This is a genomic window from Pseudomonas sp. OST1909 (genome assembly GCF_015277575.1).
Taxonomy (GTDB): Bacteria; Pseudomonadota; Gammaproteobacteria; order Pseudomonadales; family Pseudomonadaceae; genus Aquipseudomonas; species Aquipseudomonas synxantha_A.
This window is the reverse complement of record NZ_CP063780.1, coordinates 4,935,731-4,956,808: the sequence shown is the minus strand read 5'-3', so window position 1 is coordinate 4,956,808 and position 21,078 is coordinate 4,935,731. Positions and strand designations below refer to the sequence as shown.

Annotated in this window: 19 protein-coding genes; 15 read left to right on the top strand and 4 right to left on the bottom strand. The window is 59.4% G+C overall.

Annotated elements, in window-relative coordinates; all coding sequences use genetic code 11:
- Positions 1-135: 135 nt before the first annotated feature.
- The gene (gene flgA / locus IH404_RS21515) at positions 136-891 is read right to left on the bottom strand and encodes a flagellar basal body P-ring formation chaperone FlgA (protein ID WP_005790591.1); all 756 of its coding nucleotides are present in this window, start codon (positions 889-891) and stop codon (positions 136-138) included.
- Between the two features lie 74 nt (positions 892-965).
- On the opposite strand from flgA, the gene IH404_RS21510 reads away from it, so the two are divergent.
- The 7 genes from IH404_RS21510 (at position 966) to IH404_RS21480 (ending at position 7,282) form a co-directional block, all read left to right on the top strand.
- Positions 966-1,898 carry a chemotaxis protein CheV gene (locus IH404_RS21510; RefSeq protein ID WP_005790590.1) on the top strand — a complete coding sequence of 311 codons (933 nt, stop codon included), beginning with the start codon at positions 966-968 and terminating at the stop codon, positions 1,896-1,898.
- 42 nt (positions 1,899-1,940) lie between these two features.
- Positions 1,941-2,768: a protein-glutamate O-methyltransferase CheR gene (gene cheR / locus IH404_RS21505; protein ID WP_005790588.1), complete on the top strand. Its 828-nt coding sequence runs from the start codon at positions 1,941-1,943 to the stop codon at positions 2,766-2,768.
- Positions 2,769-3,076: 308 nt separating this feature from the next.
- The gene (gene flgB, locus IH404_RS21500; protein WP_194438983.1) at positions 3,077-3,484 is read left to right on the top strand and encodes a flagellar basal body rod protein FlgB; all 408 of its coding nucleotides are present in this window, start codon (positions 3,077-3,079) and stop codon (positions 3,482-3,484) included.
- 3 nt (positions 3,485-3,487) lie between these two features.
- Positions 3,488-3,931 carry a flagellar basal body rod protein FlgC gene (flgC, locus tag IH404_RS21495; protein WP_005790586.1) on the top strand — a complete coding sequence of 148 codons (444 nt, stop codon included), beginning with the start codon at positions 3,488-3,490 and terminating at the stop codon, positions 3,929-3,931.
- Positions 3,932-3,947: 16 nt separating this feature from the next.
- On the top strand, positions 3,948-4,667 hold the full coding sequence (flgD, locus tag IH404_RS21490) for a flagellar hook assembly protein FlgD (protein ID WP_194438980.1): 720 nt from the start codon (positions 3,948-3,950) through the stop codon (positions 4,665-4,667).
- 31 nt (positions 4,668-4,698) lie between these two features.
- Positions 4,699-6,015 (top strand): flagellar hook protein FlgE, encoded by a 1,317-nt coding sequence (gene flgE, locus IH404_RS21485; RefSeq protein WP_005790582.1) that lies wholly within the window; start codon positions 4,699-4,701, stop codon positions 6,013-6,015.
- 175 nt (positions 6,016-6,190) lie between these two features.
- Positions 6,191-7,282 carry a hypothetical protein gene (locus IH404_RS21480; protein ID WP_005790581.1) on the top strand — a complete coding sequence of 364 codons (1,092 nt, stop codon included), beginning with the start codon at positions 6,191-6,193 and terminating at the stop codon, positions 7,280-7,282.
- A gap of 92 nt (positions 7,283-7,374) precedes the next feature.
- Here IH404_RS21480 and IH404_RS21475 read toward each other — a convergent pair whose 3' ends face one another.
- Complete coding sequence (locus IH404_RS21475; RefSeq protein WP_005790579.1) at positions 7,375-10,269, bottom strand: ribonucleoside-diphosphate reductase subunit alpha; 2,895 nt, start codon at positions 10,267-10,269, stop codon at positions 7,375-7,377.
- A 742-nt stretch (positions 10,270-11,011) separates the two neighbouring features.
- Here IH404_RS21475 and IH404_RS21470 point away from each other — a divergent pair.
- Positions 11,012-11,737: a response regulator gene (locus IH404_RS21470; RefSeq protein WP_005790577.1), complete on the top strand. Its 726-nt coding sequence runs from the start codon at positions 11,012-11,014 to the stop codon at positions 11,735-11,737.
- Positions 11,734-13,344, top strand: coding sequence for an ATP-binding protein (locus tag IH404_RS21465; RefSeq protein WP_194438978.1), 1,611 nt, complete (start codon positions 11,734-11,736; stop codon positions 13,342-13,344). The genes IH404_RS21470 and IH404_RS21465 overlap by 4 nt, the downstream gene beginning before the upstream one ends.
- 20 nt (positions 13,345-13,364) lie before the next feature.
- On the opposite strand, the gene IH404_RS21460 is transcribed toward IH404_RS21465, so the two are convergent.
- A complete protein-coding gene (locus IH404_RS21460) occupies positions 13,365-14,084 on the bottom strand; it encodes a 4'-phosphopantetheinyl transferase superfamily protein (RefSeq protein ID WP_005790573.1) in 720 nt (239 codons plus the stop codon).
- A 138-nt stretch (positions 14,085-14,222) separates the two neighbouring features.
- On the opposite strand from IH404_RS21460, the gene IH404_RS21455 reads away from it, so the two are divergent.
- The 3 genes from IH404_RS21455 to IH404_RS21445 are packed head-to-tail and all read left to right on the top strand — an operon-like array spanning position 14,223 to position 16,570.
- Entirely contained in the window at positions 14,223-14,531 is a 309-nt protein-coding gene (locus IH404_RS21455) for a hypothetical protein (RefSeq protein WP_005790571.1), read from the top strand.
- 18 nt (positions 14,532-14,549) lie between these two features.
- The gene (locus tag IH404_RS21450) at positions 14,550-15,227 is read left to right on the top strand and encodes a response regulator (RefSeq protein ID WP_005790569.1); all 678 of its coding nucleotides are present in this window, start codon (positions 14,550-14,552) and stop codon (positions 15,225-15,227) included.
- Positions 15,224-16,570, top strand: coding sequence for an ATP-binding protein (locus tag IH404_RS21445; protein ID WP_005790567.1), 1,347 nt, complete (start codon positions 15,224-15,226; stop codon positions 16,568-16,570). Before IH404_RS21450 ends, IH404_RS21445 begins: the two co-directional genes overlap by 4 nt.
- 123 nt (positions 16,571-16,693) lie before the next feature.
- Here the strand turns inward: IH404_RS21445 and IH404_RS21440 are convergent, their stop codons facing one another.
- Positions 16,694-17,692 carry an AraC family transcriptional regulator gene (locus tag IH404_RS21440; RefSeq protein WP_005790566.1) on the bottom strand — a complete coding sequence of 333 codons (999 nt, stop codon included), beginning with the start codon at positions 17,690-17,692 and terminating at the stop codon, positions 16,694-16,696.
- 338 nt (positions 17,693-18,030) lie between these two features.
- On the opposite strand from IH404_RS21440, the gene IH404_RS21435 reads away from it, so the two are divergent.
- The 3 genes from IH404_RS21435 to IH404_RS21425 all read left to right on the top strand — a co-directional run bounded on the left by IH404_RS21435 (position 18,031) and on the right by IH404_RS21425 (position 21,071).
- Positions 18,031-19,362: a dicarboxylate/amino acid:cation symporter gene (locus IH404_RS21435; RefSeq protein WP_003189258.1), complete on the top strand. Its 1,332-nt coding sequence runs from the start codon at positions 18,031-18,033 to the stop codon at positions 19,360-19,362.
- Positions 19,363-19,503: 141 nt separating this feature from the next.
- Positions 19,504-20,490: an XdhC family protein gene (locus tag IH404_RS21430; protein ID WP_194438976.1), complete on the top strand. Its 987-nt coding sequence runs from the start codon at positions 19,504-19,506 to the stop codon at positions 20,488-20,490.
- Entirely contained in the window at positions 20,487-21,071 is a 585-nt protein-coding gene (locus tag IH404_RS21425; RefSeq protein WP_005790562.1) for a nucleotidyltransferase family protein, read from the top strand. The genes IH404_RS21430 and IH404_RS21425 overlap by 4 nt, the downstream gene beginning before the upstream one ends.
- The last annotated feature ends 7 nt before the right edge of the window (positions 21,072-21,078 follow it).

The window sequence follows — 21,078 nt, the reverse complement described above, 5'->3', positions numbered from 1 at the left end:
AAACCTCTGGGTATTTGGACGCTTGCCATGTTTTCGGCCATACCCGGGCAAACTTTAGGCTCGATTGACAATAAACCTGTACCGCTCGACATCCAACACACAGTGTAGGAAAAGCCGGCCTGTGATTCCAGTGATCTATAAAGCGACCTCGACCTGACCAGGCGCCGTGACCCGCGCCTTGATCACGCGATTGGAGTTGAGATTCTTGACGCGAATCTGCTCGCTCATGCCGCCATTGGACAGTGCCTCCCCTGGCATCCTTACGTTCAGCCCGCCACTGCTGGCCGAAATCACCACTTGGTCACCCTTGCGAATCACTTCAGCCTGTTCCAGGTGAACCAGTGTGATGACCTGATCGGTGACCATTGGTCGGGTGAGTCTCTGCCCGATAGCCTGATCCACTGAGGTCAGGTAGCCCTGGTTGATCAGGCTGATATCGCGCTCGCGCAGGGCCACATCCTCGTAGCCGATGATGCCGGTGCGTTTCAACGGCCGCGCGACCACTACCACATCGCGGAACAGCTTGACCTGAGCCGGCACGAATACCGTCCAGGGCGAGGCGCCTTCACAGCGAACTTTTACCGTTACGCGTCCGATGGGCTGGGCAGGGCTTTCCAGCGTGGCTGTCAATTCCTTGTCGCACATCGGCATGCGCAAGCGCGGGTCCAACTGGCTGACCTGAATTTCATAACGTCCCGGCGTCTGCGTGGTCGCCAGATAATCTTCTACAGTGAATTCAAGAAAACCTTGGGTGACGCCGATAAGGAGATCAGGCAGGGTGACATTGTCGGCGCGTGCGGTAGCGCCAATGCTCAAGGCAAGCAGCGCCATCACGGCGCAGAACAGCCTGCGGTGGCTAGGGCGTCGGGAAACTGTCGTTTTAATATCCATATTTAATAAATAGCAAAGCTCGTGCCGTTTAGTGTTGGGTGCGCGTCGTACCCCCAGGATTTAGGAGTCAGGGCATGGCAGGTGTAATGGATTCAGTAAACCAGCGCACACAGCTGGTAGGGCAGAATCGCCTGGAGTTGTTGCTTTTTCGCCTGGATGGCAAACAGTTGTATGGCATCAACGTATTCAAAGTGCGGGAAGTGCTGCAATGCCCAAAGCTGACGATCATGCCCAAGTCCAGCCCAGTGGTGTGTGGTGTAGCCAACATCCGTGGCGCAACTATTCCCATTCTTGACCTGGCGATGGCCACGGGCTCGGCGGGTTTGCAAGACCGCCAGAACCCCTTTGTGATCATCACCGAGTACAACACCAAGACCCAGGGTTTCCTGGTGCGCTCGGTGGAGCGTATCGTCAATATGAACTGGGAAGAGATCCATCCGCCGCCCAAGGGCACCGGGCGCGATCACTACCTGACGGCGGTGACACGGGTCGATAACCAGTTGGTCGAAATCATCGACGTGGAAAAAATCCTCGCCGAAGTGGCACCCACCTCGGAAACCATCTCTGTGGGTGTGGTGGATGCCGAGACTGCACACAAGGCGGTGTCCCTGCGCGTATTGACTGTGGACGACTCCTCAGTGGCGCGCAAGCAGGTCACACGCTGCCTGCAGACCGTTGGTGTAGACGTGGTGGCCCTCAATGATGGTCGTCAGGCCCTGGATTACCTGCGCAAACTGGTGGACGAAGGCAAGAAGCCCGAAGAAGAATTCCTGATGATGATCTCCGACATCGAGATGCCGGAAATGGACGGCTACACGCTCACGGCCGAGATACGCAACGATCCACGCATGCAAAAACTGCATATCATCCTGCATACTTCGTTGTCGGGGGTATTCAATCAGGCAATGGTCAAGAAGGTTGGTGCTGATGACTTTCTGGCCAAGTTCCGTCCTGATGACCTCGCATCCCGGGTAGTCGACCGGATCAAGGCAGCAGATCACGGCTAGGGGATTTCCCCCGGCGATCACACGATTTAAGAGGCGGTATCATTGTCTACGGGTAATTTGGATTTCGAACAGTTCCGGGTCTTCCTGGAAAAAGCCTGTGGCATATTGCTCGGTGAAAACAAGCAGTACCTGGTATCCAGCCGTCTCAACAAACTGATGGAACAGCAGGGCATCAAGTCCCTGGGTGAGTTGGTCCAGCGGATCCAGGGGCAGCCGCGCAGCGGGCTCAAGGAAATGGTGGTCGATGCAATGACCACCAACGAAACCCTGTGGTTTCGCGATACCTACCCCTTTGAAGTGCTCAAGAACAAAGTGTTGCCGGAAGCCATCAAGGCCAGCCCGGGCCAGCGCCTGCGCATCTGGTCGGCGGCCTGTTCCTCGGGGCAGGAACCCTACTCGATCTCGATGTCCATCGACGAGTTCGAGCGAACCAACATGGGCCAGTTGAAAGCCGGCGCGCAAATTGTCGCTACCGACTTGTCCGGCACCATGCTCACCAACTGCAAGACCGGTGAGTACGACAGCCTGGCCCTGGGCCGCGGTTTATCCCAGGAGCGCCTGCAGCGTTACTTCGACCCCAAAGGCGCCGGGCGCTGGGCGATCAAGGCACCGATCAAGAACCGCGTGGAGTTTCGCTCGTTCAACCTGCTCGACAGCTACGCCAGCCTGGGCAAGTTCGACATGGTGTTCTGCCGCAACGTGCTGATCTATTTCTCGGCCGAAGTGAAGAAAGACATCCTGTTGCGCATCCACGGCACGCTCAAGCGCGGCGGTTACCTGTTCCTCGGTGCTTCCGAAGCCTTGAATGGCCTGCCGGACCATTACCAGATGGTGCAGTGCAGCCCGGGGATCATCTACCAGGCCAAGTAAGTCGCACGCAGTTAAAGTGTGGGAGGGGGCTTGCTCCCGATAGCGGTGGTTCAGTTGATGTCTTTATCACTGATACACCGCTATCGGGAGCAAGCCCCCTCCCACATTTGTTTCTGCGGCAACGTTGAAGAAAGCGGCAACTCCCCATTGCCGCTTTACTGGCGCCACGCGGAAACCCGTTGCCGCTTTTCTGGCATAGTCGCCGGCACCTACCCTCGAAACCCTTGATATACGGGCTCCTGAAAGACTGGCACGCACCTTGCTATAACCCTGCTAACGAACAGCAGGTCAGCCTAAAGGTTTCCGCCATGAGCATCAGCTTCGATAAAGCGCTCGGTATCCATGAACAAGCCCTGGGCTTTCGCGCCCAGCGTGCCGAAGTCCTGGCCAATAACATTGCCAACGCCGATACCCCGAACTACAAGGCTCGGGACCTGGACTTCTCTGCCGTGCTCGCCGCACAGCAAGACAAGACCAAGAGCGGCACCTTCGCCTTGAACATGACCAACAGCCGTCATATCGAAGCGCAGGGCCTGAGCAAGGGTGACGAGTCGTTGCTGTATCGCACGCCGATGCAGCCGTCGATCGACCAGAACACCGTCGACGCGCAGTTGGAGCAATCGAACTACGCCGAGAACTCGGTGAATTTCCAGGCCAGCTTTACCCTGCTCAACAGCAAATTCAAGGGGCTGATGTCAGCCCTGCGTGGAGAATAAGCCATGTCCCTGTCCAGTGTTTTCAATATTGCCGGCAGTGGCATGAGCGCGCAGACCACGCGTTTGAACACCGTCGCCAGTAACATCGCCAACGCCGAGACCGTCTCTTCGAGCATTGACCAGACTTACCGTGCCCGTCACCCGGTGTTTGCCACCATGTTCCAGGGTGGCCAGGCCGGTGGCAGCGATTCGTTGTTCCAGAACCAGGACGCAGCCGGCTCCGGCGTGCAGGTGCTGGGTGTGGTTGAAGACCAGAGCAACCTGGAGGCCCGTTACGAGCCCAACCATCCGGCCGCGAACGAAAAGGGTTACGTCTACTACCCCAACGTCAACGTGGTCGAGGAAATGGCTGACATGATCTCCGCCAGTCGTTCGTTCCAGACCAATGCGGAAATGATGAACACCGCCAAAGCCATGATGCAGAAGGTCCTGACCCTGGGTCAGTAATAAGGGGCGCCAAATAATGGCCATCGTTGATACGTCAAACAACACGACAGTCCAGGACCTGTTCAATTCCAAGGTCAAGGACGCTTCGAACAATGTCTCGAATGTTTCCAAAGCAGCCACTGGCAACCAGGCGTTGGGCAAGGACGCATTCCTGCAGTTACTGGTAACCCAGCTGAAAAACCAGAACCCGCTGTCGCCCCAGGACAACGGCGCGTTCGTGGCCCAACTTGCCCAGTTCAGCAGCCTGGAAGGCATCAACACCCTGAACGACTCGGTGAATAACATCTCCAGCAACTTCAGCTCTTCGCAAGCGCTGCAGGCTTCATCGCTGGTGGGGCGGTCGATCATTATCCAGACCGACAAAGCCATGGTTGATACCAGCAAGAGCATGAACGGTTCGGTAGAGGTGCCATCGGCGGTGGGCAACGTTTCCGTCAAAATCACCGACAAGGACGGCAACGTCGTGCGCACCGTGGATATGGGCGCGCAGAGTGCCGGCAGCCAGAGCTTTATCTGGGACGGCAAGAACGACAAGGGCGAGGTCGCCCCCGCCGGCACTTACACCTTCAATGCCAGCACCAAGAACGACAAGGGTGACTCGGTTTCCCTGGCCACCTCGCTGCCAGCCACCGTAACCAGCGTGACCTTGAGCAAGACCGGCGGCGAAATGCTGCTCAACCTTGCAGGCGGCATGGGCAGCGTCAAGCTGTCGCAAATTCAGACTATCGGTACATAGAGCCGGCTAAATACGGCAGAGGGAGAGAAACATGTCTTTTAATATCGGCCTTAGCGGCCTCTATGCGGCCAACAAACAACTGGACGTGACCGGCAACAACATCGCCAACGTTGCGACCACCGGCTTCAAGTCATCTCGTGCGGAATTTTCCGATATTTATGCGGCTTCCAAACTTGGCACTGGCCAGAACACCATCGGCAACGGTGTGAACCTGGCGGCGGTGTCGCAGCAGTTCACCCAGGGCGACGTCAACGGCGGTGGCGGCATCCTCGACATGGCGATCCAGGGCGGTGGTTTCTTCGTGCAGAAGGGTGGCGACGGCTCGCTGGAATACACCCGAAGCGGTGCTTTCCGTGCGGACAAGGACGGCTACATCACCAACAACACTGGCACTTCGCGTCTGCAGGGTTACGCTGCGGACGAGAATGGCAAGATCAACAAGGGTGGTCTGGTCGACCTGCAACTGAACCTGGCGAACCTGCCACCGAAGGCGTCCACCAAGGTGGATTCGGCCAGCAACCTTAACTCCTCGTCGCCGGTAATCGACCAGACCAAGAACCCCTTTGACCCAACCAAGTCAGAAACCTTCACCACGCAATACGGCACTACATTGTATGACTCCCAGGGCAACGCGCACCCGATGGTTCAGTACGTGGTGAAAACCGGTGCCAACGAGTGGCAGTCCTACACCTTGATCGATGGCCGTAACCCTGACGGTTCGCCTCCGACCGGTACCGGGGCTGATGTGAAAGCGCCAGTGCCGTCGACCCTGGCTTTCGATGGTGCCGGTAATCTCAAGAGCATCGTGACCGGTGGTGTTGCCGGCAACACCCTGACCATTAAGGATTGGGTACCCGGTACAGTGACCGACGGTGTCTGGAAGGCCAACGATGCGTCAGCCAACAAGGATGGCATCGCTATCAACATGGGCAATGTCACCCAGTACAACTCGGCCAGCTACCGCAACCCGCCGGTCACTGACGGTTATGCCACTGGCCAGATCACTGGCCTGAAAGTCGACGGCAGCGGTGTATTGTTCGCGACCTTCAGCAACCAGCAGAGCAAAGCCATCGGCCAGATTTCCCTGGCCAGCTTCAACAACGAGCAAGGCTTGCAGCCGGCTGGCGGTACTACTTGGAAAGAGACCTTCGCATCGGGCCAGCCGGGTTACGACGCGCCGGAAGCTGGCACGCTGGGTTCTATCAAGGGCTCCTCTCTGGAAGCCTCCAACGTCAACCTGACCAACGAGCTGGTTGACCTGATCAAGGCCCAGAGCAACTACCAGGCGAACGCCAAGACCATCTCCACCCAAAGTACCATCATGCAGACCATCATCCAGATGACCTGATACCGTCGCTCAACACGCGCACAAAAAAAGCCCCTCGATCGAGGGGCTTTTTTTGTGCGCGTGTTATTTGTTTACCGCCTGTTTCATCTCGCCTTGCTGCTGGAACGCCCAACGCCCATTGCGCCACGGACGAGTCACGGGCGCATGCCGCCCATGGATCAGCAGGGAGAGATGCATGGCGATTTACGAGCAGTGGGAAGGGGCACCATCAGGAAGTTATTGGTTTGTCCTGAATAACGATAGTGCGGGCTTATACGGACGCACGAGTCAGCCGGATGATCCCGGAAAAACCCAAGACACCGACGCTGAGTCAGTCAGGCAACTACTCAGCGAATTGATGGATGCCGAAAAAACCTCCAAGAGCCAGACCGCTCAAGACCTTCGCGACAAGCTGAACGATAAGCGCGAAGAACTCGGTGACGAAAAATTCAAAGAGATCATGAACGAGCTGATGGAGAAGGCTGACGTCTCTTGGTTGGACTTTCTGCGGCGCTTGATGAAATTGTGGTTCCCGGAACAGGATGATGCATCGCCAACTCCCTCACCGCCTTCCCCTGGCCCATCGCCAGGTGGTGGAGGTGGCGGCGGTAGGCCGAACCCCGACAATTTCGGCCCCAGCGAGCCCATGAGTAATCTGCCGATTACCGAAGGCTCCAAGCACTTCAACTACAAGCCTGATCAAAGTAACCCAGGAAAAAAACCAGACAATATCTGGAGTGGCTTCAGCCAGGGGCCGGACGGCAATTGCGTCACCGTTTCAGCGATCAAGGGCGCAATGATGAAGTTTGGTCAGAAGCCCACTGACGTTTTCAAAGAGGTTAAAGAAACGGCGGATGGCTATCAGGTGACCATGCGCGATCAGTTCAAACTTGATTTGTCCAAGGATGAGTTGAAGCAGGCGGCTAGGTACGCACAGTTCAAGGGCGATAATCCGCAGATGTTGACTGATGCTAACTTCATGTTTGCTGCAAGTGCCAAGCGTGCACAGCTGGAAGGGAATGGCCTGGATGACAACCCGAATACCTCGAAGTTAAGTTTCGCCCATGCGATGCAAAGTCTGAATAACGGCGAAATGCCCCACGAAGCGTTGAATCGCCTGGGGTTGAAAGGGCTTTACAGGCAGTCTTCGAGCAGTGAGCTGGCGAGCGGTAAGCTCGGTGTCGTGGCCTATGATCGCCACTCGATGGCGGTCATCGATGGGCGAGTGGAGTTGTGGGGAAGACGAGGTGGCGCGCCGAAGCAGGGTATTGCCTACGCCTTTCTCTAGGGCGATAAACGAAAAAGCCCGATAAACCCTGTGCAGTCGGGGTCTATCGGGCTTTTTCAATCCAGGGCGTTCAAGCCCTGGACTGATTCAGCTTATTGGCAAGCTTCGCAATCCGGCTCGTCAATCGCGCAGGCCTTTGGCACAGGTGCCGGACCGGCAGGAGCTGCGAGAACCGAATCATCACCATGGTTGCCGCTGGAAACAGCGTTCAACTTACCGGTGTTGATGGTCGACTTCTCGGTGCTGGTCGCGGCCAGGGCACGGAGGTAGTAAGTGGTTTTCAGGCCACGGTACCAAGCCATGCGGTAGGTCACATCCAGCTTCTTGCCCGAAGCGCCGGCGATGTAGAGGTTCAGCGACTGAGCCTGGTCGATCCACTTCTGACGGCGGCTGGCGGCGTCAACGATCCACTTGGTATCCACTTCGAAGGCGGTCGCATAGAGCTCTTTGAGTTCTTGCGGGATGCGTTCGATCTGCTGCACGGAACCGTCGTAGTACTTCAGGTCGTTGATCATGACCGAGTCCCACAGGCCGCGGGCTTTCAGGTCACGAACCAGGTATGGGTTGATCACGGTGAATTCGCCCGACAGGTTCGATTTCACATACAGGTTCTGGTAGGTCGGTTCGATCGACTGCGACACGCCAGTGATGTTGGCGATGGTGGCGGTCGGTGCGATGGCCATGATGTTGGAGTTACGAATACCTTTCTGCACGCGGGCACGAACCGGCGCCCAGTCCAGGGTTTCGTTGAGGTCAACGTCGATGTACTTCTGGCCACGGGCTTCGATCAGGATCTGTTGCGAGTCCAGCGGCAGGATGCCTTTGGACCACAGCGAACCCTGGAACGTCTCGTAGGCGCCGCGCTCGTCGGCCAGGTCGCAGGAAGCCTGGATCGCGTAGTAGCTGACCGCTTCCATGGATTTGTCGGCGAACTCGACCGCAGCATCGGAACCGTAAGGGATGTGCTGCAGGTACAACGCGTCCTGGAAGCCCATGATGCCCAAGCCAACTGGACGATGCTTGAAGTTGGAGTTCTGCGCCTGTGGCACCGAGTAGTAGTTGATGTCGATCACGTTATCGAGCATGCGTACGGCGGTGTTGACGGTGCGTTCCAGCTTGGCGGTGTCCAGCTTGCCGTTGACGATATGGTTCGGCAGGTTGATCGAGCCCAGGTTGCAAACGGCGATCTCGTCCTTGTTGGTGTTCAAGGTGATCTCGGTGCACAGGTTCGAACTGTGGACCACGCCCACGTGCTGCTGCGGGCTGCGCAGGTTGCATGGGTCCTTGAAGGTCAACCATGGGTGGCCGGTTTCGAACAGCATGGACAGCATTTTGCGCCACAGGTCTTTGGCCTGGATGGTCTTGAACAGCTTGACCTTGCCTGGGTACTCGGTGAGGGCTTCGTAGTACTCGTAGCGCTCTTCGAAGGCCTTGCCGGTCAGGTCGTGCAGGTCCGGCACTTCGGATGGCGAGAACAGGGTCCACTTGCCGTCATCGAAGACGCGCTTCATGAACAGGTCAGGGATCCAGTTGGCGGTGTTCATGTCGTGGGTACGACGACGGTCATCACCGGTGTTCTTGCGCAGCTCGATGAACTCTTCAATGTCCATGTGCCAGGTTTCCAGGTAGGCACACACAGCGCCTTTGCGCTTGCCACCCTGGTTAACGGCGACGGCGGTGTCGTTCACCACTTTCAGGAACGGTACAACGCCCTGGGACTTGCCGTTGGTGCCCTTGATGTAAGAACCCAGTGCGCGCACCGGGGTCCAGTCGTTACCCAGGCCGCCGGCGAATTTGGACAGCATGGCGTTGTCGTGGATCGCGTGGTAGATGCCCGACAGGTCATCCGGCACGGTGGTCAGGTAGCAGCTCGACAGCTGAGGACGCAGGGTGCCGGCGTTGAACAGGGTCGGGGTCGACGACATGTAGTCGAAGGACGACAGCAGGTTGTAGAACTCGATCGCACGGTCTTCTTTGTTCTTCTCTTCAATCGCCAGGCCCATGGCCACGCGCATGAAGAACACTTGCGGCAGTTCGAAGCGGATACCGTCCTTGTGGATGAAGTAACGGTCGTACAGGGTTTGCAGGCCCAGGTAGGTGAACTGCTGGTCGCGCTCGTGGTTGATCGCCTTGCCGAGTTTTTCCAGGTCGAAGGTGGCCAGGATCGGGTTCAGCAATTCGAACTCGATACCCTTGGCGATATAGGCCGGCAGGGCTTTGGCGTACAGGTCAGCCATCTCGTGGTGAGTGGCGCTGTCGGCGACTTTCAGGAAGCCCAGGCCTTCGGCACGCAGGGTGTCCATCAACAGGCGCGCGGTCACGAACGAGTAGTTCGGCTCGCGTTCAACCAGGGTACGGGCGGTCATCACCAGCGCGGTGTTGACGTCGGTCAGGGCCACGCCGTCGTACAGGTTCTTCAGGGTTTCGCGCTGGATCAGGTCACCGTCGACTTCTTCCAGACCTTCGCAGGCCTCGGTGATGATGGTGTTCAGGCGGCCCAGGTCCAACGGCGCAAAGCTGCCGTCAGCCAGGGTGATGCGGATCGACGGGTGTGCTTGTACGGCAGCTTCTTCGGCCGGGGAGCGTACGGCACGTTCCTTGGCGCGCGAATCGCGGTAGATCACGTAGTCGCGGGCCACTTTTTGCTCGCCGGCACGCATCAGGGCCAGTTCAACCTGGTCCTGGATTTCTTCGATGTGGATGGTGCCGCCCGAAGGCATGCGACGCTTGAAGGTCGCGGTGACCTGTTCGGTCAGGCGGGCAACGGTGTCGTGGATGCGCGACGAGGCAGCAGCGGTGCCGCCTTCAACTGCAAGAAACGCTTTGGTGATGGCGACGGTGATTTTGTCATCGGTATAAGGAACGACAGTGCCGTTACGCTTGATCACGCGCAGTTGGCCAGGTGCGGTGGCGGACAGATCCGGATTCGAATCAGCGGCCTGCGGCACGGAGCCTTGCGGGTTCTCGCGAGTTGTGTCGGTTTGCATGGGGGGTTGTCTCCACATTCTATATTTATTTGGGCACCATCAAGGTGCCCACCGTTCCGTCCTGAAGCACTTACAGCAGGCCAGGGCCTGGCATAACAACTTCGGGACAGGAGGAAGGGAGCTCATCGCGCCGCTTCCATGCCGAAGTCTTTGGCTTGGGGCCGGGAGCCCTTCGCCGTATTCCTGCTGGGTGACAGTGGCCTGGTTCAAGCCCTGCAACACCCGTACCGTCTTCAGCCAAGCGGGCTTGAAAACGGCTGCCATCCGCGTGCGCGGTTTGGGCTTTGAAAAAATGCTTTGGTTCAACCAAACGTGAGCAAGAAAGCGCTTGAGTTTCTGGTCTGACTTGTGTTTGGTTTTTTCGCTTAAAACCCTACATGTAGGGTTTTTTTAGCGCCGAGGTACAAGATAATGCGTTTTTGGGGGGTTAGCAACGCACTACCTGTGGATAACGCTGTGAGTAAAATGTGTATGAATCGTGGAACACCCGTGTAGGCCGCATTACTACTGGATCACACCGTTTGTCACCGAATATTCCAAGGTGTAAACCGTTGGTGGGAATTTTGAGGGCGCGAACCCTATCACAAAAAAACGCCATCACCGAATGGAATTCCTGGCTTGTATTTATGGGTTGGGGCATGGCTACAATCGGGCTTTGTTATGCCCTTAAAACATGACAAACAGGGTATGGGTGGTGGAGGCCGCGTGAGCCGAAGAATTTCTAATAATAATGAGGTAGCGCATGGAGCAAGAAGCCTGGCAGATACTGATCATCGAGGACGACGAGCGACTCGCCGAGTTGACCCGTGAGTACCTGGAAAGCAACGGCCTGCGCGTGTCGGTGGAAAGCGATGGCGCCCAGGCTGCGGCGCGCATCATCGCCGAGCAGCCGGACCTGGTGATCCTCGACCTGATGCTGCCCGGCGAAGATGGCCTGAGCATCTGTCGCAAAGTTCGCGAGCGTTATGAGGGCGTGATCCTGATGCTTACCGCGCGTACCGACGACATGGACCAGGTGCAGGGCCTGGACATGGGCGCCGACGACTATGTGTGCAAGCCTGTGCGCCCGCGCCTGTTGCTGGCGCGTATCCAGGCGCTATTGCGGCGCAGCGAGCCGGCGTTACCGGCGGCGGGAGAAAACCAGCGCCGCCTGCAGTTCGGCCCGCTGGTGGTGGACAACGCGCTGCGCGAAGCCTGGCTGCACGATGGCGGGATCGAACTGACCAGCGCCGAATTCGACCTGCTGTGGTTATTGGTCGCGAATGCCGGGCGCATCCTGTCCCGGGAAGAAATCTTCATTGCCCTGCGCGGCATTGGCTACGACGGCCAGGACCGCTCCATTGATGTGCGCATCTCGCGCATTCGGCCGAAAATCGGCGACGACCCGATCCACCCGCGCCTGATCAAGACCATCCGCAGCAAAGGCTACCTGTTCGTCCCCGAAGCCGCTGCCGACATGCTGCTGTGAATTCGATCTTCCTGCGCATCTACGGCGGCATGTGCGCGGCGCTGATCCTGGTGGCGTTGCTCGGCGCCCTGGCGTTGCATCTGCTCAACGACGTGCGCAGCGGCCAATACCGCGAACGCCTGGCCCACGGCACCTTTGCCTTGATGGGCGATAACCTGCAAGCCATGAACGCCATCGAACGGCTGCGGGCCTTGGCGGTATGGGAGCGTTTGCTGGGCATTCCGCTGGAGCTGCGCACGTTTACAGAGGCGCAACTGGACCTGGGCCAGCGCAACCGCTTGCAACGCGGCCAGGTGCTGGTGGAACAGACCGGCCCTCATGCGGCGCGGGTACTGCGACTGGTCAGCGAGCAGGAACAGCTGGTGCTCACCGGTGAAGTGCAGCAGATCAGCGAGCAATTGGCCCGTGCAACTATCTACCTGCTGGCCGACGAACTGGTGCGTTTTCCGGTGGCCGAGCAGCCGCAACGCCTGGCCGATATCAAGCAGGCCAAGGGCTTTGGTTTTGAGATGCACTTGATGGCCCTTGACCAGGCCGATATGGACGACGACCAGCGCCGTCGCGTGGCGGAAGGCGATACGGTGATGGCCCTGGGCAAGGGCGGCGATTCGATCCGCGTATTTGCCGGCATGGTCGGTACGCCGTGGGTGCTGGAAATCGGCCCGCTCTATCAAATGAACCCCTATCCGGCGCAGTGGCTGATTCTGATCACCTTGATCGGCCTGACCCTGATCGGCTTGATCGTTTATCTGCTGGTGCGCCAGCTGGAGCGTCGGCTCAAAGGCCTGGAGGCGGCAGCAACGCGGATCGCCAAGGGCAACCTGGAGGTGCGCGTGCCGGCCCGGGGCGCCGATTCGGTAGGGCGCCTGGCGGCCGCGTTCAATGGCATGGCCGAGCACTTGCAGCAATTGCTGGCGATTCAGCGCGAACTGGTGCGTGCGGTGTCCCATGAGCTGCGCACGCCGGTAGCGCGCCTGCGTTTTGGCCTGGAGATGATTGGTGACGCCGCCACTCCCGAGGCACGGCGTAAATACCTGGAAGGCATGGACGGCGATATCCAGGACCTCGATGGCCTGGTGGATGAAATGCTCACCTACGCGCGCCTGGAGCAGGGCGCGCCGGAGTTGAATTTCCAGCGCGTGGACCTCGATGCGCTGCTTGACCAAGTCATTGGCGAATTGTCGCCACTGCGCCCGCAGGTCACCGTGGCTCGCGGTGTCTGCCTGTCATCGGCCCACTGGGAGGACGCCTGGGTCGACGCTGAGCCGCGTTACCTGCACCGCGCCCTGCAAAACCTGGTGAGTAACGCCATGCGCCACGCCAAGGGCCAGGTGCTGATCAGTTATCAGGTCGGCCAACTGCGCTGCCGTATTGATGTGGAAGACGATGGCCCCGGCGTGCCGGAGAGTGCCTGGGAGCGAATTTTCACGCCGTTCCTGCGCCTGGACGACAGCCGTACCCGCGCCTCGGGGGGCCATGGCCTTGGCCTGTCGATTGTGCGGCGGATCATCTATTGGCATGGCGGGCGGGCGTTGATCAGCAAGAGCAACAACCTGGGCGGGGCGTGCTTCAGCCTGAGTTGGCCAAGGGATCAAGACAAACCCTGACACCGCTATCGGGACCAAGTCTATCTAGCGCCGATGGCCACCAGGCTCAACAGCTGCTCCCCTTCCACCCCAAACTGCCCCTCCAACTCTTTGCCATCACCCCATTCTTCAGAAAGATCCGTGAGCAACCGCAGCCGCACATGGCCCGCCTGTGACCACTCCAACAGCTCGGCATGTTCAAAGTAAAAGCGCTTTTGCACGATGGGGTAGAGCGCCTTGAACAGACTCTCCTTGACCGAAAACGTCAGCGTCACCAGCAACCCATGCAGCTCACGCGGTATGGTCGCCATACGCTGCAGCTCGTTGGCTGTCAGAATTTCCCCGGCCAGGCGCTCCGCCCGCTCCAGGGTCAGCAGGTTTTCCAGGTCCATGCCCAGCCCGCGCCATTGCGCCTTGTGCCCGACAATCGCTGCGGCGTGCCCGGTGCTGTGGGTGATGGAACCACTGATATGCCCTGGCCAGACCGGCGCGCGGTCTTCACCGATGGCTGGAATGCAGTTGAGGTTATCCAGGCGTTGCAGCGCTTCTCGGGCGCACAGGCGCCCTGCGAGGAACTCCGCCTGACGCTTGGCAACCGAGCGCTGGATGCTCGCCGGCGGCGGCACAGCGCTGCGTTGGAAATCGCCTGCGTCCAATAAGGCCGGATCGAATCGGGTGCTCAAAAACACCGTGCCAGGTAAGGCGACAGGCAGCGGCCAACGGGCATCGAGCGGGGTGCAGCAAGAGGGTAGGGGCGTCATGCGCGGTATTTTGCCGAGTTGGCGCGCCAGTGCATAGTCCGGCGCGGTTCAGGTGTGGTTAAGAGCCTGTTCAGGGGGAGTTCAGGGGCGCCTGCGTAGTCTGGACCTCACAGCCCAAACGCGTATGAGGTAATCACCATGACTGCGATCAAGAAGCTGATGTTGGCGTTAACCATGCTCGGTGCCACCGCGGGCGTGCAGGCCAGCGATGGCGCCTTTGCGGCCTTTGGCGGCGAAAAAACCAGGAAATCCGGCAACCTGATCCATCGTGTCAGCTTCGAAGACGTCGGCACCCAGGCCGCGCCGTGGGGTCAGGCCCTGGGCGTTACCGCTGCGCAACCCGACTATCGCAGCGGCTACACGCACCTGACGGGCCAGTACAATGGCATTAAACTGCGCCCGCAAGACGTGCAGGGCCGCTATGATATCCCTCTGTCGGACAGTTGAATTGCCTTGGAGAGCCTTATGAAATTGCTGGTGGTGGAAGATGAGGCGCTGCTGCGTCATCACCTGTTTACCCGCCTGACCGACAGTGGGCATGTGGTCGAAGCCGTGGCCAATGCCGAGGAAGCCCTGTACCAGACCGGCCAGTTCAACCATGACCTGGCGATCATCGACCTTGGCCTGCCCGGCATGGGCGGCCTGGACCTGATCCGCCAATTGCGTACCCAGGCCAAGACTTTCCCGATCCTGATCCTGACCGCTCGCGGCAACTGGCAGGACAAGGTCGAAGGCCTGGCGGCCGGTGCCGACGACTACGTGGTCAAACCCTTCCAGTTCGAAGAGCTGGAGGCGCGCATGAATGCCTTGCTGCGCCGCTCCAGCGGCTTTACCCAGTCCACCATCATCGCCGGGCCGTTGCTGCTGGACCTCAACCGCAAGCAGGCCTCCCTGGATGAACAGCCGCTGGCGTTGACCGCCTACGAATATCGGATCCTTGAGTACTTGATGCGTCATCATCAACAGGTGGTGGCCAAGGATCGCTTGATGGAGCAGCTCTACCCTGATGACGACGAGCGCGATCCGAACGTGATCGAAGTGCTGGTCGGTCGCCTGCGCCGCAAACTGGAAGGCCCCGCCGGGTTCAAGCCGATCGATACCGTGCGCGGCTTGGGTTACCTGTTCAATGAGCGCTGCCGTTGATTCGCTCGTTACGTGTGCGCCTGATGCTGGCGGCCGCCACCCTGGCCGTGCTGTTTATGCTCGGCTTGTTGCCGGCCATGCAAGGCGCCTTCAGCCTGGCGCTGCAGGATTCCATCGAGCAGCGTCTGGCGTCGGATGTGACCACCCTGATTTCTGCGGCGCGGGTGGAAAATAACCGCCTGCTGATGCCGGCGCAGTTGCCTGACGAACGTTTCAACCTTACCGACAGCCGCCTGCTGGGCTATATCTACGACCGCGAAGGCCATCTGGTGTGGCGTTCGCGGGCGACCCAGGAAGAAAACATTAACTACAAACCGCGCTACGACGGGCGCGGTAATGAGTTTGCGCGCATCCGCGAGGCCAATGGCCAGGAATTCTTCGTGTATGACGTCGAGGTCCGGTTGCTGGGGGGCAAGAGCGCCGCCTTCAGTATCGTCGCCCTGCAACCGGTGCGTGAGTACCAACTGACCCTCGAAGGCTTGCGCGAGAACCTTTACCTGGGATTCGGCGCGGCCCTGCTGGTGCTGTTGACGCTGCTGTGGCTGGGCCTGACCTGGGGTCTGCAAGCCTTGCGGCGCCTGAGCCAGGAACTTGACCAGATCGAAGGCGGTACCCGCGAAAGCCTCAGTGAAGAACATCCCCGCGAACTGTTGCGGCTGACCGGCTCGCTCAACCGTTTGTTGCACAGCGAGCGCGAGCAGCGTACGCGCTACCGTGACTCCCTTGATGACTTGGCCCACAGTTTGAAAACCCCGCTGGCGGTCTTGCAGGGGGTGAGCGAAGACATGGCCCAGCGTCCCGAAGAGCGCAGCCAGGCGTGGGTATTGCAATCGCAGATTGAGCGCATGAGCCAGCAGATCGGCTACCAATTGCAGCGTGCCAGCCTGCGTAAAAGCGGGCTGGTGCGTCACCAGGTACGTCTGGAGCCCGTGCTGCAAAGCCTGTGCGATACGTTGGAGAAGGTTTACCGCGACAAGCGTGTCACCGTCACCTTTGATCTGCCACCTGAGTGCGACGTGCCCATCGAGAAAGGCGCGCTGCTCGAAATGCTCGGCAACCTGCTGGAAAACGCCTATCGCCTGTGCCTCAAGCAAGTGCGAATCAGCCTGGTGGAAAACCTGGACGGCCTTGAGCTGTGTATCGAAGATGATGGCCCAGGCGTGCCACCGGACCAGCGCGCCCGGATCCTGCAAAGGGGCGAGCGTCTGGACCGCCAGCACCCGGGGCAGGGCATCGGGTTGGCGGTGGTCAAGGACATCATCGAAAGCTATCACGCGCGTTTGACGTTGGGGGATTCAGCGTTAGGGGGGGCTGCGTTCAGGATTCATTTTCCGGCCTTGTGATCTGCACTGGCCTCATTGCAGGCAAGCCACACAATTGAATGTATTCACACATCAGATTTTGTAAACCCGATCAACTGTGGGAGCTGGCTTGCCTGCGAAGAGGCCCTCCCAGGCGCTATACCTTTAACTCTCCTGCGCCCTGTAGGCCCCCGGCGTCAACCCCGTCCATTTCTTGAACGCCCGATGAAACGCCGACGGTTCGGAGAACCCCAACTGTTCGGCAATTTCCTGCAAAGACAAATCCGCCCGTCCCAGGTGATAGATAGCGATGTCTCGCCGTAACTCATCCTTCAGAGCCTGAAAACTGCTGCCTTCTTCGCGCAGGTGCCGGCGCAGGGTTTGCGGGCTGATGTGCAAATGCTGGGCGACGGCTTCCAGGTCCGGCCAGGGCGTGCGGTCGCGGCTGAGCAAGCGGCGCAACTGGCTGCTCAGGCTGTCGCCTTCATCCGGGCGCGACAGCAAGTCGGCAGGGGAGCGCTGCAAAAAATGCTTGAGAGTGCGTTCATCCTGCAACAACGGCAGGCTCAGGTAGCGGCTGGGAAACACCAGGCTGCTGGTCGGCGCACCGAACACCAAGGGGCAGGGGAACAGCAGGTCGTACTCGCCAGCATGGTCCGGCATCGGGTAACTGAAGGTGGCCTGTTGCAGCCGGATTCTCTGGCCGATCAGCCAACTGCCCAGGCGATGCCAGATCACCAGCAGGCATTCACTGAGGAAGTGATCCGGGTCCCATAGCTGCGAGTCATCCAGGCTCAGCCGCGCCATATCGCCTTCTTTCGTCAGCTGCCAGCGCGGGCCCTGTGGGAATAGGCTATAAAACAATAAGCCGCGTTCCAGAGCCTTCTCCAGCGTGCGGCAGTGGATCAGGGCGTGGCACATCATGGCGAAGGTGCCACGCTTGCTCGGGCCTTCGGCGAACCCCAGGTATTCGTCATCCAGCCCCAGCCAAAGCATTTGCAGCAACCGCGTAAATTGCTCCGGTGCGATACGGGCGCGGGGCTCGGTCAGCAGTTCGGGGCTGATGCCCACCTGCTGCAACAGCCCTGAGTAGTCGTAACCCACACGACGCGCACCGCCGAGGGCGGCTCGGGCGTAGTGACTGGCGATGGTACGTTCACGCATGAAAGGGCCTCATCCATGGAGTGGCGGATGGTAGTCAGCCCCCGGCGCGACGGCAAGGCGGATATCCGCCAAATTGTAGGACGAGACGGGATGGGCGGGCGGAAATCCGCCACCTTGTTCCACGGCTCAAGCGCGCCAATAAACGCCAGGCCCTGATGTCGAAGGGCCTTCAGGGTGTTTAAGCAAAGTGGCACGCTGTTTGCGATAGGGATTGCAGCGCAGGCTTTCTCCTACAGGCTTCGCAAACAACAAATCCCTCCAGTGCAGGAGGGTTCGCAATTCAAGTGTCGTGGGCAATGGCGGATATTTGCCACACGGGACGATTGAGGAACTTTGCAATGACGACTCGTCAGCCAATCTACAAATCCCTGTATTTCCAGGTGATCGTTGCAATCGTTATCGGTATTTTGCTCGGCCACTTCTACCCGCAGACCGGCGTGGCCCTCAAGCCACTGGGTGACGGCTTTATCAAGCTGATCAAAATGGTCATCGCCCCCATCATCTTCTGCACCGTTGTCAGCGGTATCGCTGGCATGCAAAGCATGAAATCGGTCGGCAAAACCGGTGGCTACGCACTGCTGTACTTCGAAATCGTGTCCACCATCGCCTTGCTGATCGGCCTGGTCGTGGTCAACGTTGTGCAGCCGGGCGCCGGCATGCATATCGACGTCGCCACCCTGGACGCCTCCAAAGTGGCGGCCTACGTCACCGCCGGTAAAGACCAGAGCATTGTCGGCTTTATCCTCAACGTCATCCCGAACACCATCGTCGGCGCCTTCGCCAACGGTGACATCCTGCAAGTGCTGATGTTCTCGGTGATCTTCGGTTTCGCTCTGCACCGCCTGGGTGCCTACGGCAAGCCGGTGCTGGACTTCATCGATCGCTTCGCCCACGTGATGTTCAACATCATCAACATGATCATGAAGCTCGCGCCAATCGGTGCCCTGGGCGCCATGGCGTTCACCATCGGTGCCTACGGTGTGGGTTCGCTGGTGCAGTTGGGCCAGTTGATGATCTGCTTCTACATCACGTGCATCCTGTTCGTCGTGCTGGTACTGGGTGCAATCTGCCGCGCTCACGGTTTCAGCGTGTTGAAACTGATTCGCTACATCCGTGAAGAGCTGCTGATCGTACTGGGTACATCGTCTTCCGAATCCGCACTGCCGCGTATGCTGATCAAGATGGAGCGCCTGGGGGCGAAGAAGTCCGTCGTTGGCCTGGTGATTCCAACCGGTTACTCCTTCAACCTCGACGGTACGTCGATCTACCTGACCATGGCTGCCGTGTTCATCGCTCAGGCGACCGACACCCACATGGACATCACCCATCAGATCACCCTGTTGTTGGTGCTGCTGCTGTCCTCCAAGGGCGCTGCAGGTGTGACTGGCTCGGGCTTTATCGTCCTGGCTGCCACCCTGTCGGCTGTCGGCCACCTGCCGGTTGCCGGCCTGGCGCTGATCCTGGGTATCGACCGCTTCATGTCCGAAGCCCGTGCCCTGACCAACCTGGTGGGTAACGCCGTAGCCACCATCGTTGTGGCCAAGTGGGTCAAGGAGCTGGACACCGACAAGCTGCAAAGCGAGCTGGCATCCGGTGGTACCGGTATCTCCGAAACCCGCGAGCTCGATGACCTGGGTGTGGCCGAAGGCCCTGCCCCTGTGGTCAAGTAAGCCGCTGATGGCGTGATCTGACGCCAAGGCAATTGGCAAACGCCCCGACTGGTTCGGGGCGTTTGCGTTTGTGCGCGGCCACTTTTTGATTATTTTGCTTTACAGTAAACGACGATTCTTCAACGCTGGCAGGAAGGTTTGATGGACAGTGTGGATTTGAATGTCCTGCGTAGCGTCCTGGAATGGCGCCGCGCCGGGCAGCGCGTGGTGTTGTACAGCGTGGTACAGACCTGGGGCAGCGCGCCGCGCCCTCCGGGGGCGATGCTGGCCTTGCGTGGCGACGGGGTGGTCATTGGTTCTGTGTCCGGAGGCTGTATCGAAGATGACTTGATCGCACGCCTGCAGGACGGGCGGCTGGCGGACGACGGACCACCAGTGCAACTGGTGACCTACGGCGTCACCCGCGACGAAGCGGCACGTTTTGGCTTGCCGTGTGGCGGCACGCTGCGCCTGACCGAAGAGCGGGTGGATGATTGGGCCTGGGTCGAGCAACTGTTGGCGCGCTGTGAAGACCACCAGGTCGTCGCACGTGAATTGGACCTGGCCACGGGCGCGGTAACCCTGAGCGCTGCGAGCAAGACTGATGTGGTGAGCTTCGACGGCGAACGCCTGCGCGCCATTTACGGCCCGCGCTGGCGGCTGTTGCTGATCGGCGCCGGGCAACTGTCGCGCTACGTCGCCGAAATGGCGCGCTTGCTGGATTTCGAAGTGCTGATCTGCGACCCCCGCGAAGAGTTCGTCTACGGCTGGGAAGAGCAACATGGCCGCTTCGTGCCTGGTATGCCCGACGAGGCGGTGTTGAACATCCACACCGATGAGCGCACGGCCATCGTTTGCCTGACCCATGATCCGCGTTTGGATGATATGGCGCTGCTGACGGCGCTGAACTCCGCTGCCTTCTACATCGGCGCCCTGGGTTCGCGGGTCAATACCCAGAAGCGCCGGGAGAACCTGGCGGCGCTGGGCTTGTCGGCGGATGCGATTGCGCGCTTGCATGGGCCGATTGGTTTGCATATCGGCAGCCATACACCGGCGGAGATTGCCCTGTCGTTGATGGCGGAAATTGTCGCGATCAAGAACGGCGTGGCACCGATGCAGAAAAAGCCCCTGGCGGTAGCGGCGCAGTGACCGTTACAGCGATTGTGCTGGCAGCGGGGCAGGGCAGTCGCTTTCGCGCCGAAGCCGGGGCGGATCAAGACAAGTTACTGGCTGCTTGCGTGGGGCTGGATGGCGTTATCCGGCCGGTCATCGAGCAGGTGCTGCGCAACTTGCCTGAGCGTGTTGTAACGCGCTGGCTGGTGACGTCGCCGGGGCGCGGGGAGGTTATCCGCCTGGCAGAGGCTTATGGCTGTCAGGTTGTACTGCTGGACTCGAGCGGGATGGGCGACAGCATTGCGGCGGCGGTCAAGGCCAGCGGTGCAGCGGATGGGTGGCTGGTGGTGTTGGGAGATATGCCGTTTATCCAGTCATCGAGTATCGAGCGGGTTATTGCCAGCGTGGAGGGCATCACTGTGCCGGTATCTGCCGGGCAGTATGGGCACCCGGTGGCTTTCGATCACACGTTTGGGCCGGCGCTGATGGCTCTTGGTGGGGATCGTGGGGCCAGGCCGTTGTTCGCACAAACACAGGTGCGAGAGGTGCAGGTAGATGATCCTGGTGTGCTTTGGGATGTGGATGTGCCGCAACGGTTGAGTTTTACTGCAGGTTAAGTGTGGG